17 protein-coding genes are annotated in these 16,573 nt (G+C 46.6%); 1 reads left to right on the forward strand and 16 read right to left on the reverse strand.

Annotation, left to right across the window (positions count from 1 at the left end):
• Positions 1-4 precede the first annotated feature (4 nt).
• Genes KYK27_RS14935 through nuoK form a run of 3 tightly spaced genes read right to left on the reverse strand, consistent with a single transcriptional unit; the run spans position 5 to position 3,819 of the window.
• Positions 5-1,468: a NuoM family protein gene (locus KYK27_RS14935; protein ID WP_199110980.1), complete on the reverse strand. Its 1,464-nt coding sequence runs from the start codon at positions 1,466-1,468 to the stop codon at positions 5-7.
• A gap of 12 nt (positions 1,469-1,480) precedes the next feature.
• Positions 1,481-3,445, reverse strand: coding sequence for an NADH-quinone oxidoreductase subunit L (gene nuoL, locus KYK27_RS14940; RefSeq protein ID WP_233150462.1), 1,965 nt, complete (start codon positions 3,443-3,445; stop codon positions 1,481-1,483).
• Between the two features lie 44 nt (positions 3,446-3,489).
• Entirely contained in the window at positions 3,490-3,819 is a 330-nt protein-coding gene (gene nuoK / locus KYK27_RS14945; RefSeq protein WP_162427516.1) for an NADH-quinone oxidoreductase subunit NuoK, read from the reverse strand.
• A 451-nt stretch (positions 3,820-4,270) separates the two neighbouring features.
• Between nuoK and KYK27_RS14950 the strand changes: the two genes are divergently transcribed.
• Positions 4,271-5,239, forward strand: a complete 969-nt coding sequence (locus KYK27_RS14950; protein ID WP_199110982.1) for a DUF6929 family protein — start codon at positions 4,271-4,273, stop codon at positions 5,237-5,239.
• Positions 5,240-5,549: 310 nt separating this feature from the next.
• On the opposite strand, the gene KYK27_RS14955 is transcribed toward KYK27_RS14950, so the two are convergent.
• From KYK27_RS14955 to pruA, 13 genes are all read right to left on the reverse strand, one after another.
• Positions 5,550-5,690: a hypothetical protein gene (locus tag KYK27_RS14955; protein WP_199110984.1), complete on the reverse strand. Its 141-nt coding sequence runs from the start codon at positions 5,688-5,690 to the stop codon at positions 5,550-5,552.
• A gap of 365 nt (positions 5,691-6,055) precedes the next feature.
• On the reverse strand, positions 6,056-6,568 hold the full coding sequence (locus tag KYK27_RS14960; RefSeq protein WP_199110985.1) for an NADH-quinone oxidoreductase subunit J: 513 nt from the start codon (positions 6,566-6,568) through the stop codon (positions 6,056-6,058).
• Between the two features lie 7 nt (positions 6,569-6,575).
• Entirely contained in the window at positions 6,576-7,085 is a 510-nt protein-coding gene (locus tag KYK27_RS14965; protein WP_233150463.1) for a NuoI/complex I 23 kDa subunit family protein, read from the reverse strand.
• 65 nt (positions 7,086-7,150) lie between these two features.
• Positions 7,151-8,206 (reverse strand): NADH-quinone oxidoreductase subunit NuoH, encoded by a 1,056-nt coding sequence (gene nuoH / locus KYK27_RS14970; protein WP_199110987.1) that lies wholly within the window; start codon positions 8,204-8,206, stop codon positions 7,151-7,153.
• A gap of 2 nt (positions 8,207-8,208) precedes the next feature.
• Positions 8,209-9,189: a 2Fe-2S iron-sulfur cluster-binding protein gene (locus tag KYK27_RS14975; protein ID WP_162427520.1), complete on the reverse strand. Its 981-nt coding sequence runs from the start codon at positions 9,187-9,189 to the stop codon at positions 8,209-8,211.
• 106 nt (positions 9,190-9,295) lie between these two features.
• Entirely contained in the window at positions 9,296-9,622 is a 327-nt protein-coding gene (locus tag KYK27_RS14980; RefSeq protein WP_199110988.1) for a DMT family transporter, read from the reverse strand.
• Between the two features lie 79 nt (positions 9,623-9,701).
• On the reverse strand, positions 9,702-11,048 hold the full coding sequence (gene nuoF / locus KYK27_RS14985) for an NADH-quinone oxidoreductase subunit NuoF (RefSeq protein WP_199110990.1): 1,347 nt from the start codon (positions 11,046-11,048) through the stop codon (positions 9,702-9,704).
• Positions 11,049-11,194: 146 nt separating this feature from the next.
• Positions 11,195-11,731: an NADH-quinone oxidoreductase subunit NuoE gene (gene nuoE / locus KYK27_RS14990; protein ID WP_199111132.1), complete on the reverse strand. Its 537-nt coding sequence runs from the start codon at positions 11,729-11,731 to the stop codon at positions 11,195-11,197.
• Positions 11,732-11,792: 61 nt separating this feature from the next.
• Complete coding sequence (gene nuoD, locus KYK27_RS14995) at positions 11,793-13,043, reverse strand: NADH dehydrogenase (quinone) subunit D (RefSeq protein WP_199110991.1); 1,251 nt, start codon at positions 13,041-13,043, stop codon at positions 11,793-11,795.
• A 51-nt stretch (positions 13,044-13,094) separates the two neighbouring features.
• Positions 13,095-13,601: an NADH-quinone oxidoreductase subunit C gene (locus tag KYK27_RS15000; protein ID WP_162427524.1), complete on the reverse strand. Its 507-nt coding sequence runs from the start codon at positions 13,599-13,601 to the stop codon at positions 13,095-13,097.
• Positions 13,602-13,606: 5 nt separating this feature from the next.
• Positions 13,607-14,161: an NADH-quinone oxidoreductase subunit B gene (locus KYK27_RS15005; RefSeq protein WP_199110993.1), complete on the reverse strand. Its 555-nt coding sequence runs from the start codon at positions 14,159-14,161 to the stop codon at positions 13,607-13,609.
• Positions 14,162-14,240: 79 nt separating this feature from the next.
• A complete protein-coding gene (locus KYK27_RS15010; protein ID WP_162427526.1) occupies positions 14,241-14,621 on the reverse strand; it encodes an NADH-quinone oxidoreductase subunit A in 381 nt (126 codons plus the stop codon).
• Positions 14,622-14,825: 204 nt separating this feature from the next.
• Positions 14,826-16,460 carry an L-glutamate gamma-semialdehyde dehydrogenase gene (gene pruA / locus KYK27_RS15015; RefSeq protein WP_199110994.1) on the reverse strand — a complete coding sequence of 545 codons (1,635 nt, stop codon included), beginning with the start codon at positions 16,458-16,460 and terminating at the stop codon, positions 14,826-14,828.
• Positions 16,461-16,573: the final 113 nt, after the last annotated feature.

The raw sequence follows: 16,573 nt of genomic DNA on the forward strand, positions 1-16,573 counted from the left end.
TTAATTAGCGGTTAATGATGTTCAGCAGGTTACCTACAGCCGGCTCCGAAATGCTCAGGAACGTGTTCGGGAACAAACCGATCCAGAATACCATGATCACCAGCGGAATAAGCACTGCTTTTTCATTGAATGTGAGGTCAGTGAAAGCATCTGTATGCTCAGACTTGGTACCGAACATCACACCCTGGAACATGCGCAGCATATAAACCGCACTAAGTATAATTGTTAAGCCAGCTACAGCGCCAAACCAGGCATTGTATTGGTACACACCAGACAGAAGCAGGAATTCACCTACGAAACCGTTTGTAAGCGGCAGCGCCACAGCACCCAGCAACAGGATCATAAAGAAGATCGAAAGTGCTTTTGCGTTCTGTGTGATACCACCCAGGCTGGTAATCTCTCTGGTGTTGGTTCTTCTGTAAATGATGTCGATGATAAAGAACAGACCGGTTACGTTGATACCGTGGCTCAGCATCTGGATAACGCCACCCTGTAGGCCTTGCTCGTTCAGGGTGAAGATACCAGCTGCAATAAGGCCAACGTGTGCGATAGATGAATAAGCGATCAGGCGTTTCAGGTCGTGCTGGCGGATGGCGATAACAGATCCGTAAACAATACCGATGATAGATAGGACAAGCACCAGTTCATCCCACTGGCTCACACCCATTGGCACAACCGGCAGTAACCAGCGCAGCACACCGTAAATACCCATTTTCAGCATGATACCGGAAAGCAACATGGTAGCCTGTGTAGGCGACTCGGTATAAGTATCCGGCTGCCAGGTATGGAACGGAAACACCGGCATTTTAATAGCGAAGGCAATGAACAGGAACCAGAAGATCCAGCTCTGCGATTCAGCACTTAAGGCCAGTTGGTAGAACGCCTGCACATCAGAAGAATGTGCTGCTGCGTCAGTTGCACCCGTCTGGAAGTACAGGTATACAAAAGCAGCCAGCATGAAAAGCGAGCCGAAGACAGTATACACAAAGAACTTGAGCGTAACCTTAATGCGATTTGTACCGCCCCAGATGGCTGCAATAAAGTAGATCGGAATAAGGGCCACTTCCCAGAAGAAGTAGAACAGGAACGCATCCAAGGCTACAAACACACCGATAAGGCCGGTCTGCATGAACAGGATAAGGGCGTAAAAAGCGTTCGGGTTCTTATAGTCGTGGTTGAAGGCCGAGAGTATGATCAGCGGAACCAGGAAAGTAGTCAGCAACACCATCAGTAAGCTGATACCGTCCATACCGATATGGAAGCCGATACCGGCATTCTCTACCCATGGCAAATTCAGTTCATACTGCATACGGCCACCTGCCGCATCAAAACCTGTAGTTGCAAGTATAGCTATGGCAAACTCAATGAGTGCTGCTACAAAAGCCACTTTCTTGGCACCTTGTCCTTTTATCAGCAACACCAACAGTGCTGCTAAGGCAGGCCAGAAAAGTAAAAGAGCTGTTATCATCTTCTAAGAACCTTATCCGATAAAGAAATTTAAAAACAGGATAAGCGCGATGCTTACCACCATCAACAGAATGTAAAACCCGATTGCACCACTCTGTGCAAAGCGAAGTGTGCGGCTGCTCTGCATCACAAACTTACCTACACCATTCACGATGCCATCAACTATAGTCACATCAAATACTTTGTGGAAAACAGAAGATAGCCACATGAGCGGGCGGACGATGATCGCGTTATATAATTCGTCGATGTAATACTTGTTGTAGATCAGGTTGTGGATAGGAGAAAGCTGGGTGCCTTCTGCTGCCGGAACCTGCTTTTTGCTCACATACATAACATAAGCCAGGATGATCGCCACTACAGCCACCGCTACCGAAATACCCATTAGCATCCATTCAGTCGCATGATCGATGTGTAGTGGTGCAACTGCAGCTGCATTAGCAACCTGCGCGTAACCATAAATAGGCGCCAGGTAATTCTGCAGCACGTGCATGTTCTCGCCAAACACTGCCGGAATACCTAAGAATCCGCCTATAGTTGAAAGGATAGCCAGCACGATCAGCGGCAGTGTCATTGACATTGGTGATTCGTGCAGGTGAGATTTCTGTGCTTCTGTGCCGCGGAACGTGCCGAAGAATGTCAGGAACACCAGGCGGAACATGTAGAATGAAGTCATGAACGAAGTCAGCAGACCAAGTCCCCACATCAGTTTATTATGCTCCCAAACATGCGCCAGTAATTCATCTTTAGAGAAGAAACCAGCGAATGGTGGAATACCGGCAATTGCCAGTGTACCGATCAGGAAAGTAAGGAACGTAATAGGCAGATACTTGCGCAAGCCACCCATGAAACGGATATCCTGCTCGTTGCTCATGGCGTGGATAACTGAACCAGCACCTAAGAACAGAAGCGCCTTGAAGAAAGCGTGCGTCAGTACGTGGAAGATAGACGAATCGAAGGCCATTACGCCAAGTGCCAGGAACATGTAACCCAGCTGCGAAACAGTAGAGTAAGCCAATACCTTTTTAATATCGTTTTGTGCCAGGCCTATAGTTGCCGCCAGCAGTGCCGTTGCAATACCAACTATAGCTATCACTTCCATAGTAGATGGAGCTAGCACATAGAGCACGTTCGAGCGAATTACCATATAAATACCAGCCGTCACCATGGTTGCCGCGTGTATCAGGGCCGAAACTGGAGTAGGACCTGCCATCGCATCCGGTAACCAGGTAAATAAAGGTATCTGTGCACTTTTACCCATCGCGCCAACAAACAGCAGCAGGGTAATCGTAATCATTACTGTAGAATCAATTCCACCAGTGTAACGGGCCGCTTCAGCAAAAACCTGCGGGTAGCTAACCGAACCGAACGTGATAAAAATCAGGAAAATAGCCAGTAGGAAACCTAAGTCACCGATACGGTTCATGACGAAGGCTTTCTTGGCAGCATTGTTATAGTTGGTGTTCTTGTTCCAGAAACCAATCAGCAGGTACGAGCAAAGCCCTACCCCTTCCCAGCCCACAAACATCATCACGTAGTTAGAGCCCATTACAAGCAGTAACATCGAGAACATGAACAGGTTGATGAAAGCGAAGAACTTACCGAAGTTTTCATCGTGGCTCATGTAGCCGGCCGAGTACAGGTGAATCAGGAAACCGATACCGGTTACCATCAGCATCATCAGCAGCGTCAGCTGGTCTATCAAAAACGAGAAACCGATTTGCATGTTGCCTACCGAGATCCAGTTATAGAAATCTACGGTGTAAGCGCGGCTGCCATTGGCTGTAAAATCAACGAAAAGGTATACCGAGATAAGGAAGGAGGCGAGCACGGTGCCGCAGCCTATCAGACTTACCATACCCTTTGCGAGCTTCCTGTTGCCAAGCCCGTTCACGATAAAGCCGATCAGAGGCAGCAACGGAATAAGCAAACAGAGCAGTGCCATCGCCTGGTTATTGAAGGGCATTACAATCTCTTGCATCTAATTTGTATTAAGTTAAGCTATTGTAGATTAGATTTCGGGGCTTACCACTTCAGGCGGTTAAGCAATTGCACGTCCGTAGAGCGTATGTTGCGGTAGATCATTACAATAATTGCCAGACCAACGCATACTTCGGCGGCGGCAACAGCCATAATGAAAAACACGAAAACCTGTCCGTTTGTATCTCCGCGGTAAGCAGAAAGTGCTGTAAGTAAAATGTTTGCAGCATTCAGCATCAGCTCCACACACATAAAGATGATGATGGCATTTCGTCTGGTAAGTACGCCAATTACGCCGATCGCGAAAAGAGCAGTGCTAAAGAACAGGTAATATTCCAGCGGAATGGTTCTGATAATTTCAGGTATCTGATTCATTTTCTGTGTAGTCCGAACGTAGTCCTACTGTTAAAGTATAATCCAATATTTCGTGTCGCAAAGTTATCCCGATTTCTTAAATATCCATAACATATTTCCATACTTCTTAATACCAATCCGCTATATGTAGGCATCTATAGTTTTACTAGTTTGTAATAAGACTTATTCCTGATAAAAATACACCAGAAACAGGTTTTTGCTTAGTTTTATAGTTTGGCTTTGCTGCCGTTGCTTATACTTTAGTGATAAAGATGCGTAGGTTTATAGTTATACTTGCAGCCCCTGTTTCTATAGTTTACAGGCGACCATGCAGTACAAAAATGTGACAATACGAAATGCAATCTGAAACAGAAAAAACATGAGACGAGCGTACAATTATCAATCAAACTATAGCGTAGGCTTACTATATAGCTTTATTATATTAGCAGTATTGATATTACATGGGTGTACTATGGAAGAGAAAAAGGGAACAGAAAAAACAGATGCGGAAACTATAACGGCAGTAGTTACAGGTAAAACGTTCTACGATAATATTCCTTCGGGCTCAGGCATCGAGACTGCACCAGAGGGCTATTATATCATCGGCGACGATTCTCCGTTTTTATACCTGGTTGGCAAAGACTTTACTTTCACCGAAAAGTATGCGCTTTTCGATACTTCTGATTTTAAGAATGGCCGCATCCCCAAACCTTTGAAGCCAGACCTGGAGAGCCTGGCAACTATAAACTATAAAAACAAAAATTACCTGCTTACGCTTGGCTCTGGCTCCTCAGAAGCCCGGAACCTGGGATATTTGATAGAATTGCCTATAGTTGCCGGGAAAGCTGTTGTAAAACAGTTTAGCTTCAGGAAGCTGATGGATGCGCTGCAACAGGATACAACTGTAGTTGGGGAAGAGTTGCTGAATATTGAAGGCCTTGCCATTTCAGATGAGAATGTATACCTGCTCCAGCGAGCCCTTAATAAAGCCGGCAATGTTGTCCTGACAATAAAAGTATCTGACTTCACTGCATTTCTTTTCGAAGATAAGCCCCTTCCAGCCCCAACTGCTACTTTTTTCCGGTTGCCGACATTGCAGCACTATCAGGCTGGTTTCTCAGGAGCTTTTATTTTAGATGATAAACTATTCTTTACAGCATCTATAGAAAGCGCCCCAAATGCCATTCTCGACGGGGAAGTATTAGGAAGCTACATCGGCTATATTCCTTTAGCTGACCTAACTGAAACTATAGCGGCTGGCAAAACTATAGTTGCGAAGGCCGCCAAAGTAACCGACAACAAGGGGAAAACCTATACCGGCAAAATAGAATCGCTGGTTGTAGAGAAGGCCGATAAGCCTGGTAACTATAGAGTGATAGCCATTTCAGATGATGACCAGGGCCATTCGGAGCTGTTGGAAGTAGAGTTTATAGTTAAGTAGTGTTTAGTAGAATTTGTCACTCCGAAGGCAGTCGAGGAATCTTACTCGTTCTATAGTTCCTCTTTGTCATTTCGAACGAAGTGACAAATCTATCTCGGCTTATAGTTAGATTATCTACAGTTCTATAGTTTGCTACTCTACAATCTGAACCAAGCTATCCTTTGAAATCACTTTCCATCCTGGGAGCTCTACTCACCTATTGTTTTATAGTTGGCTTTGGTACCCTCACGGCCGGGAGGCCTCGTCTTCGGGCATCGCGCGGTGTACATTTGCTTTGCTCCTGCGTCGCAATGCTTTCAGCACCGCAAATCTACAAGGCGCTCAACCCAAAGACTGTGAATTTTCGCATAGCAACCGCTAAGTGTAGTTTGAACCTGCTCACTTCGAGATTTACCGGGATTATAGTTTCGTAAGGCCAGGTAAACCTGTCCTGCTCGTGGACTGGAATCATAAAACTATAGTTTAGAAACAAGCAAAGGTGGAACTGTCCCCTTGAGGGGACTACAGGGGTGTTGTAACGGCAACTATAAAATTGTAAACCAAACTATAGCAACAACAGAAATTCCCCTCTTGGGAGGGGTAGGGGTGGGTTAAAACCGCAACTATAGAACCATAATTCAAACTATAGCGGTAACCGAAAGCTCCCCTCCTTGGGTAAGAAGGGGTTTGGGGTGGTTGGACCAACGGGAACTATAAAACTTTACCTCTAACTATAGCAATAGCTTTATCCCTCTAATCCTGTAAATCCCGGTAAAACAAAAAAAAGGGCTGCAACTATAAAATTGCAGCCCCTTTATATTTTTTAAGCAGTTCGGATTAGAAGTGTCTTTCTCCGGTTTCTTTCTTACCTAACATTACGGCACCAACCATGGCAACCAGGAACAGCACCGATGCTAATTCGAATGGCAGCAGGTATTTTGTGAACAGGACCTTACCCAGGTTCTCTACCATACCGATCTGTGAGTTAAAGTTTTCGGCATCATAGGTTCCTACATGGGCATCCTTCAGGGCTGCGAACATCACTATAAAAAGTAAGCCGCCAGCTATAGTTCCGGTAATTCTGGTCACAGCAGATGCTTTCGGGTCGTGATCATTCTTGCCAACACTAAGGAACATGATCACAAACAGGAACAATACCATGATCGCTCCGGCGTAAACGATGATGTTTACGGCAGCCAGGAACTGCGCATTCAGCAGAATATAGTGTGCTGAAATAGTGAAGAAGGTAATGATCAGGAAAATAATGCTGTGCACCGGGTTTTTAGATAGTACTACCATCAGGGCGCAAAGCAATGTAAGCGAAGCCAGGAAATAGAACACGTTCTCCATTATGGGATTATTTTGTTTCAGTGGTTTTTAAAGGCTCCACCAGTCGGTCTTTGCCATAAATAAATTCGTCGCGCTCGTAGCGGGCAGGTGCAAGTTTATCGTCCTGCAGGAAGATAGCAGCTTTAGGGCACGCCTCTTCGCATAGCCCGCAGAAAATGCAACGCAGCATGTTCACTTCGTATGTAACTGCGTATTTTTCCTCACGGTACAGATGCTCTTCCCCAGCTTTACGCTCTCCGGCAGTCATGGTAATGGCTTCTGCAGGGCATGCTACCGCGCAAAGTCCGCAGGCAGTACAACGCTCCGCGCCGTTCTCATCACGCTTTAACACGTGCAGGCCACGCCAGATATCGCTGCGCTCGCGCGTTTGCTCCGGGTAATTTATAGTTGCCTTCTTTTTAAAGAAGTGTTTTAACGTAATACCTAAGCCCTGTGCAATTGCCGGAAGATAAGCCCTTTCTGCAAAGGTCATCTCGCGCTTCTGCACTTTCTTGCTTCTATTTGATAATGGTTCCATTATATCTCGTCTCCGTTATGATCAGCTATACTTGTAGTATAACAATCAGATTTCGGTACTATAGTTTAAAATAAAGAATCTTTCAGCAGAATAGCGCCACCTGTCAGTACCATGTTCAGTATTGCAAGCGGAATCAGTATCTGCCAGCCCAGCTTCATTAGTTGGTCATAACGGAAGCGCGGAAGCGTCCAGCGAACCCACATAAAGAAGAAGATAAAGGCAAATATCTTGGCAAACATTACAGCTACACCAACCAAAGTTACCACGTTATTGGCCAGTACCGGATCGCTGATAGCCGAACGCAGGTTCTCCATGAACGGGAAGTTGTAAGCACCAAAGTATAGTGTTGACATTACAGCCGATACTACAAAGATGTTGATATACTCCGCAAACAGGTACATACCCAGTTTCATAGAGCCATACTCGGTGTGGTAACCACCAATAAGTTCAGCTTCAGATTCCGGTAAGTCGAATGGCGTACGGTTAGTTTCAGCAAAAGCACACACCAGGAAAATGATAAAGCCAAGCGGCTGGTACCAGATGTTCCAGTTAAAGCCCTGCTGCTGCTCTGCGATCTCTCTTAACGAAAGTGAGCCTGTCATCATCAGCACTGCGATCAGCGAAAGACCCATGGCCAGTTCGTAACTAATGTTCTGCGATGCTGCACGAATGGCGCCCAGCAGCGAGAATTTATTATTCGAAGCCCATCCACCGATCATCAGGCCATATACACCCAGCGATACAATACCAAAAACATACAGTACGCCGATGTTAACATCGATAGCCTGCAGCCATATTTCGCGGCCTCCAACTATAAGCATGTCGCCAAACGGAATAACCGCGCTCGACATTGTTGCTACCAGCATGGCAATACCCGGGCCGATAATGAACAGCGCTTTATTTGCTTTGGCAGGTATAAATTCTTCTTTAAAGAACAGTTTACCGGCATCGGCAAGCGGCTGCAGTAATCCGAAAGGACCAGCACGGTTCGGGCCCACACGATCCTGGATAAAAGCTGCTATTTTACGCTCAAAGTAAGTTGAATAGGTAGCGATCAGTAGAGTGATACCGAAAATTACCAGGATAAAAATCCCTTTATATATTAGGTCTACAGACTCCATGTTTATTCCTGTGGCAGGTTTTTCTTGGTAGAACTTGGTAAGTTAGGCACGATAGGCACATTCAGCACCGGCAACTCGTAATGGTTGGCCGAAATTACAGAATTGCGCTCAATATGACGCGGTCCTTCAATTGTCCAGTCCTTTGTTTCTTTTTTATCGAAGCGGCAGGTGTTACAGATAAACTCTTCTACTTCGTTGTACTGGTCCTTGCGGGCTGTTACGCGCAATACTTCTTCGCCACGTGTCCAGAGCGTTACTTTACCAGAGCAGGTCGGGCAGTCGCGGTGTGCGTCCATTGGCTTTGTAAACCAAACACGGTTCTTAAAGCGCCAGGTCTTATCTGTAAGCGCACCTACAGGGCACACATCAATCACGTTTCCAGAGAAATCGTTATCGATCACGTTCTCAATGTACGTACCGATCTCAGCAGCATCGCCACGGCCTAACACGCCATGCACACGGTTGGCTGTGATCTGGTCAGCAGTATACACGCAACGATAGCACAAAATACAGCGCGTCATGTGCAGCTGTATGTAAGGGCCAAGATCAATCTTGTTGAATTTACGACGCTCTTCCTCGTAACGTGTAGCACTTACACCATGCTCGTAAGAAAGGTCCTGCAGATCGCACTCACCAGCCTGGTCGCAGATAGGGCAATCCAGTGGGTGGTTGATCAACAGCATTTCCACGATGCCTTTACGGGCATTCAGAACATCTTCGTTGGTCGTATTCTCTACCACCATGCCATCCTGCACTGGCGTAATGCACGATGCTACCAGTTTAGGCATAGGGCGTGGGTCTTTGGCAGAACCCTGCGTTACTTTTACAAGGCACACACGGCACTTACCGCCACTGCCTTTTAATGGAGTATAGTAACACATGGCAGGCGGCACTACACTGCCACCAATTTTTCTGGCGGCCTGCAGGATGGTAGTTCCATCTTCTACCTCTACTTCAATGCCATCGAACGTTATTTTAGCCATTATTTCGTTGTTCGTTTTTCGTGGTTCATGAGATTGCAGAACTACGAACTTTATAATTTACTTTTTATACTATACCAGTAACACTGGTTATCACTTCAGGCATTTTCTAATTCGAGACCGCTTTCAGGCCAACTATAGATGCAATAAGTGTTGTTATAAAGAACAGTCTCCAGAACTCAGCAGGCTCTTTAAAGAAGAATATCCCCATAAGCACAGTGCCAACTGCTCCAATTCCTGTCCAGACAGCATAAGCCGTTCCAATTGGCAGGGTTTGGGTTGCTTTCACCAGTAAGACCATACTCACAGTTAAGCAAACTATAAACCCGATGTACCAGTAGGTAGCTGCTATTCCTGTTGCTTGTTTGGCCTTGCCTAAACAGGAGGTAAATCCTACTTCAAACAGCCCGGCAATAATTAACAGTATCCAGTTCATCTTTTCAAGTTGCTATTCACTTGCTCTTCTACCGCATAGCATCCAGGAACATCCTGAAAGCCGGTGAATAAGTGTATTCTTAAGCTTCTATAGTTGCTAATTGACCTCTGTATACTGCTCCTGGTAATATTGCTTCTTTCGGATGCTTGATGTGCCACTCAAACTCATCGCGGAAGTGACGGATTGCACTTGCTACCGGCCATGCTGCTGCATCACCCAGTGGGCAAATAGTATTACCCTCAATCTGCTTGGCAACACTTACTAACAGGTCTATGTCCTGCTGATGTCCGTGACCGTGCTCGATGCGGTGCAATACTTTTTCCATCCAGCCTGTACCTTCACGGCAAGGGCTGCACTGGCCACACGACTCATGATGATAGAATCTTGCATAGTTCCAGGTGTTGCGTACAATGCACTGGTCTTCATCGAAAACTATAAATGCACCGGAACCTAACATTGAACCACTCACAAAACCACCATCAGATAATGATTCATAAGTCATTAGTCGGTCTTCGCCGGCAGCTGTTTTAGTTATCAGGTTAGCAGGCAGAATTGGAACAGAAGAACCTCCTGGCACTACGGCCTTCAGTTGCTTGCCTTTCCAGATACCACCGCAGTATTCGTCAGAGTAAATGAATTCTTCAACCGGAACACCCAGCTCGATCTCGTAAACGCCCGGCTTGTTGATGTTACCGCTGCATGAGAACAGTTTTGTACCGGTACTTCTACCGATACCGATCTTCGCATACTCTGCACCACCGTTGTTCACGATCCAAGGCACAGATGCGATAGACTCCACATTATTCACCACTGTTGGCGAAGCAAACAAACCTTTCACAGCCGGGAATGGCGGCTTGTTACGCGGGTTACCACGCTTACCTTCCAACGATTCCAGCAGAGCAGTTTCTTCACCGCAGATATAAGCACCACCACCCGGAGCTACATGCAGGTCCAGGTCGTAGCCAGAACCAAGTATGTTTTTACCCAGCAAACCGGCGGCATACGCTTCCGCAATCGCTTTCTCCAGGATGCGCAGCACAAACATCAACTCACCACGGATATAGATATATGATGTGTTCGCACCCAACGCGTAGCTCGATGTGATCATACCTTCTATCAGAGAGTGTGGTGTTTTCTCCATGAAGTAGCGGTCCTTGAACGTGCCTGGCTCCGACTCATCGGCGTTGCAAACCAGGTAACGCGGAACACCTTCCGGTTTCGCCAGGAAGCTCCACTTCATACCAGTCGGGAAGCCGGCACCACCACGACCACGCAGGCCTGATGTTTTTACTTCTTCCACCACCTCGTCCGGAGACATCGTTTTCAGGGCTTTCTCTACCGAGCGGTAGCCGCCATGCTTACGATATACTTCCAGGGTCTCGATGCCTGGTACGTTTATATGTTCGGTTAATATTTTAATTCCCATTGTTACAGGATATATAGCTTGGCAGTTACTTTATAGTTTGCTGCCTGATTATACTTTATTGTTAGCTGACAAATGACAGTGTGACAAAGGACAAAAGAGGAAATTGTAAAAAAATGTCCTTTGTCTTTTGTCTAATAGTCTTTTGTCTATTGTGCCTGATGATAAGGTGTCTCTACCTCGGTGTTGCGCATTGTTTCCAGGAACTGATCCAGCTTTTCTTCTGTATCAATGTTCTCATAAAACTTCTCGCGTACCTGCAGCATCGGGCCTGTTCCGCACGAAGCAAGGCATTCCACTGGCTTCAGGGTAAACATACCGTCGGCAGTGGTCTCTCCTTCTTCTATGTTCAGCTTCTCCTTCAGCATATCGATCACCTGGTCGGCGCCACGCAGGCAGCAAGGGCCTGTACGGCATACTTCCAGCACGTGCTTGCCAACCGGTTTCAGGTTGAACATGGTATAGAACGTAGCCACTTCGTAAACTTCGATGGGCTGAATGTTCAGGATTTCGGCAATTTTATCCATCGCCTGCGGGCTCAGCCAGCCACCAAATTCTGCCTGTGCTACGTGCATGATAGGTAGAATAGCGGATTTCTGACGTCCTTCCGGGTAATGGCTGATGTAGCGCTGGATCTCGGCCATGCCTGCATCAGAAAACTTTACTTCGTTTATAGTCTCTGCCATTTTATAGTTGTCATCGGCTGTTTCAGGCAACCAATGTTAAATGGTAATAAAATCTAAAATATTAAGCGTCGAGCTCACCGGCAATTACGTTCAGGCTACTCAGTGTCAGGATAGCATCTGCCAGTTGACCACCTTTTATCATTTCGGTATAAGCCTGGTAATAAATAAAGCAAGGACGACGGAAATGCAGACGATACGGCGTACGGCCACCATCTGAAATGATGTAGAAGCCGAGTTCACCGTTACCACCCTCTACAGAGTGGTACACTTCGCCAACAGGAGCATCAATCTCACCCATCACAATTTTAAAGTGATAGATAAGGGCTTCCATGTTGCGGTACACTTCCTGCTTTGGAGGTAAATAGTAGTGAGGCGCATCCGCGTGGTAAGAACCTTCCGGCAGGTTTTTGTATGCCTGCTCAATGATCTTTAAGCTTTCCCAAACTTCCACGTTACGAACCAGGAAGCGGTCGTACGTATCACCTTTAGAACCTACCGGTATTTCGAAATCGAAATCTTCATAGGAAGAATATGGATTCATCACGCGCACGTCATAATCCACACCGGTAGCACGCAGGTTAGGGCCGGTAAAGCCGTAGCTCAACGCACGCTCTGCTGAGATAGCCCCAACGTCTGTCGTTCTGTCGATGAAGATACGGTTACGGGTAAGCATTTTCTCAAACTCCGCCCACACTTTTGGGAAGCGCTTGAGGAACTCACCGATCAGGTGTAAGGCCTTAGGCGAAAGGTCGCGCTCCATACCACCGATACGACCCATGTTCGTCGTCAGGCGGGCACCGCAAACTTCTTCGTAAATGTCGTAGATGTTCTCACGCTCCTGCATCACGTACAGGAAGCCCGTAAACGCACCAGAGTCCACACCCAGAATCGAGTTACAGATCAAATGGTCCGAAATACGGGCCAGCTCCATCATGATCACGCGGATGTACTGCGCACGCTTCGGGATCTCGATGCCCAACAGCTTCTCAACCGACATATGGTAACCCATGTTGTTGATTGGAGACGAGCAGTAGTTCATACGGTCGGTAAGCGGCGTGATCTGGTAGAACGGACGGCGCTCTGCGATCTTCTCGAAAGCACGGTGTATGTAGCCGATCGTTGGAACAGCGTCCACAATCACCTCACCGTTCATCTGCAGGATGTTCTGGAAAATACCATGCGTAGCCGGGTGCGTTGGCCCCAGGTTAAGCGTGGTTAAGTTCTCGTTATGTTTATCTTGTAGTTTCAGATCCAGGTTCTCACGAAACTGCTCTAATCCATCAAGTTCAACTGTCTTAGTTTCAGTAGCCATAATATGCTTCTAAAGTATAGCCGCCAACTATAAACTGGCAGCAAAACCGGCTTAACGGCCGAAAAATGTATTTACTTTATCTTCTCGTGTCTGATCTTCCAGCGGGTACTGCTTCAGCATTGGGTGGTACTCCATATCTTCCACATTCAGGATGCGGATCAGGTTCGGGTGACCGGCGAATACAATACCGTAAAAGTCGTAGGCTTCGCGCTCCATCCAGTTGGCAGCAGCGTAAAGGTCCGTCAGGGTAGGCATTACCGGGTCCGAAATCGGGAAGTATACTTTAATGCGCAAGCGGTAATTATGACGCAGGCTATGCAGCTGATACATCATGCAAAGCTCCTTGTCTTTCTGCTCCGGATAATGAACACCGCACATCGTAGTCAGGAAACTGATCTGTAGTTCCTTGTCATCGCGCAGGTACTTTATCAGCTCATGAATGGTCTGGCGGTTTGTCTGGAACGTCATGATCCCATCCGGATTCATTGCATCCGTGATGTTCTCTTCTCCAAACTGTTCTATGATCTTACCGAGTACGTTTTCGTTCGTAAGCTCCATGATGCTTATTTAATATTGTAAGATTCCAAAAGAGCCTGATACTCCGGTGAGTTGCGGCGGCGTAGAGATTCGTTTTTAGCTAAATCCTGCACACGCATCAAACCATCCAGTATCTGCTCTGGGCGAGGTGGACAACCAGGTACGTACACATCTACAGGCACTACACGGTCAATGCCCTGTAGCACAGAATATGTATCGAAAATACCACCTGACGTAGCACAGGCACCAACGGCTACTACCCAGCGCGGCTCAGACATCTGCTCATATACCTGCTTTACAACAGGACCCATTTTCTTGGCAATCGTTCCCATTACCAGCAGGATATCTGCCTGGCGTGGCGAGAAGCTTGGTCGCTCAGAACCGAAACGGGAAATATCGTAATGCGCGCCCATGGTAGCCATGAATTCGATACCGCAGCACGAGGTAGCAAAAGGCAACGGCCAGAGCGAGTTCGCACGGGCCAGACCAATTACTTTCTCAAACGATGTAGCAAAGAAACCCGCACCAGTGTAACCATCCGGGGCTTTCGCCATTTTAATATCTTTATTAGAATCGCTCATTTCAGAGTTTAATTTTGTTGTACGAAAAGGCTTTTCAGGGCCTCTTGCTCTAACAATAATGTTCTTGTAATAGTTTAATCTATTCCCACTTCAGAATACCCTTCTTCAGCACGTAGAAGAAGCCGGACATCAGCAAGCCAAGGAATAAAAGCATCTGCAGGAAACCTTCCACACCAAACTCTCTGAAATTGACCGCCCAAGGGTACATAAAGATGATTTCCACATCAAAAAGCACGAAAAGGATGGCCGTCATGAAGTACTTGTAAGATATCGGCGTACGCGCATCACCTACTGACTCGATACCACTTTCCCAGGCAGCATCTTTTACAGCACTGCTGCGCTTAGGGCCAAGCATGTGTGTTGCCACCAATGCAAAAATCACAAAGCCAATAGCTGCTGCAAATTGTATTAAAATCGGCAGGTAGTCAGACGGTAAGTACTGATTTACAGTAGTTTCCATAAAGTTGTAATTCTTTCTTGAAATTTAGGAGCAAAATTAGGGATAAATAGCCAACAATCAAAAGTATAAGTTGACTGGAAATTGGTGTAAAAAGCATGATTTATCTCACTTTTCGCAGCAGTGTAATTTATCTAAATGCAAATATAACAAAACAAAGGGCCGTACTTTTTTTGAGTACGGCCCTTCATCTGAACTATAGATTTGTTATTTATTCTCTCCTAAGAAAGGATAGCGGTAATCTACTGGCGGCACAAATGTTTCTTTGATAGAACGGGCAGATACCCAACGCAGCAGGTTCAGCATAGAACCAGCTTTGTCGTTCGTACCGGATGCGCGCGCGCCACCAAACGGCTGCTGACCAACCACGGCACCTGTCGGTTTATCGTTGATATAGAAGTTACCGGCAGCCTGATCCAGCTTCTTGGTAGCGTATTCAGCTGCATAGCGGTCTTGGCTGAAAATTGCACCGGTAAGAGCATATGGCGAAGTCGAGTTAACCAGTTCTATAGTTTCCTCGAAGTTATTTTCGTCATATACATAGATCGAAATTACCGGCCCGAAGATCTCTTCGCACATCGTAACGTAAGTCGGGTTATGCGACAGCAGCACCGTTGGCTCTATGAAATAACCTTTCGATTTGTCGTAACCACCACCTGCGATTATCTCTACTTCATTGCTGTTCTTCGCATTGTCAATGTACTTGGCAATCTTATCAAAAGACTTCTCATCGATCACGGCGTTGATGAAGTTAGAGAAATCCTCCGGAGCACCCATTTTAAACGACTTCAGGTCTTCGATGATGTAGCCTTTCACTTCGTCCCACAGGTTGCTAGGCACGTAAGCGCGCGAAGCAGCAGAACATTTCTGCCCCTGGTACTCGAATGCGCCACGAACTATACCTGTAGCCAGTGCTTTGGCATCGGCAGAACGGTGGGCAAGTATAAAGTCTTTACCACCTGTTTCGCCAACTATGCGCGGGTAAGACTTGTACTTATGTATGTTTGTACCAATCGTTTTCCAGATGTTCTGGAATACGCCTGTACTGCCTGTAAAGTGGATACCTGCAAAATCAGCGTGGTCAAAAATAACATCACCGGCAGTTGGCCCATCCACATACACCAGGTTGATAACGCCATCAGGCAGACCAGCTTCACGGAACAATTCCATGATCATCTGCGCAGCATACACCTGTGTGTTGGCTGGCTTCCAAACCACCACGTTACCCATCATGGCAACTGAAGCTGGCAGGTTACCTGCAATAGCTGTAAAGTTGAATGGCGTTAATGCAAACACAAAACCTTCCAGCGGGCGGTGCTCCATGCGGTTCCAAACGCCTGGAGACGATTCTGGCTGCATGTGGTAAATTTCCGTCATGTACTGCACGTTAAAGCGCAGGAAGTCGATCAGCTCGCAAGCAGAGTCGATCTCGGCCTGGTACGCGTTTTTAGACTGCCCCAGCATTGTAGCCGCATTCAGGCGTGCTCTCCATGGTCCTGCCAGTAGATCAGCAGCCTTTAAGAAGATAGAAGCGCGGTGCTCCCAGCCCATGTTCACCCACATTTTGCGAGCGGCAAGGGCTGCATTTATTGCCTGCTCCACGTGTGTCGAGTCACCTTCGCTGAAATGACCCAGGATATGCTTGTGGTCGTGCGGCTGAAGCATAGGCTTCTTTTTGTCGGTAAAAACTTTGTCGCCACCAATGTACATAGGTACATCAATCTCTTTCGACTTCAGTTCTTTATAAGTGCGCTGCAGTTCTTCGCGCTCCGGCGAGCCCGGTGCATAAGACTTTACAGGTTCGTTTATGGGTGTTGGTACTTTAAAAAATCCGGTTGCCATGTAGTTTATAGTTAAGGATTTAAAATATGCTTCTGAATGGTTAATATAACCATGGTGCAAAGGTAAGGCTATTTCTGTAAATAAGCTTGTCCGTTAACGGGTTTAACCAAGTG

It is taken from the genome of Pontibacter populi (genome assembly GCF_019336435.1).
GTDB lineage: Bacteria > Bacteroidota > Bacteroidia > Cytophagales > Hymenobacteraceae > Pontibacter > Pontibacter humidus.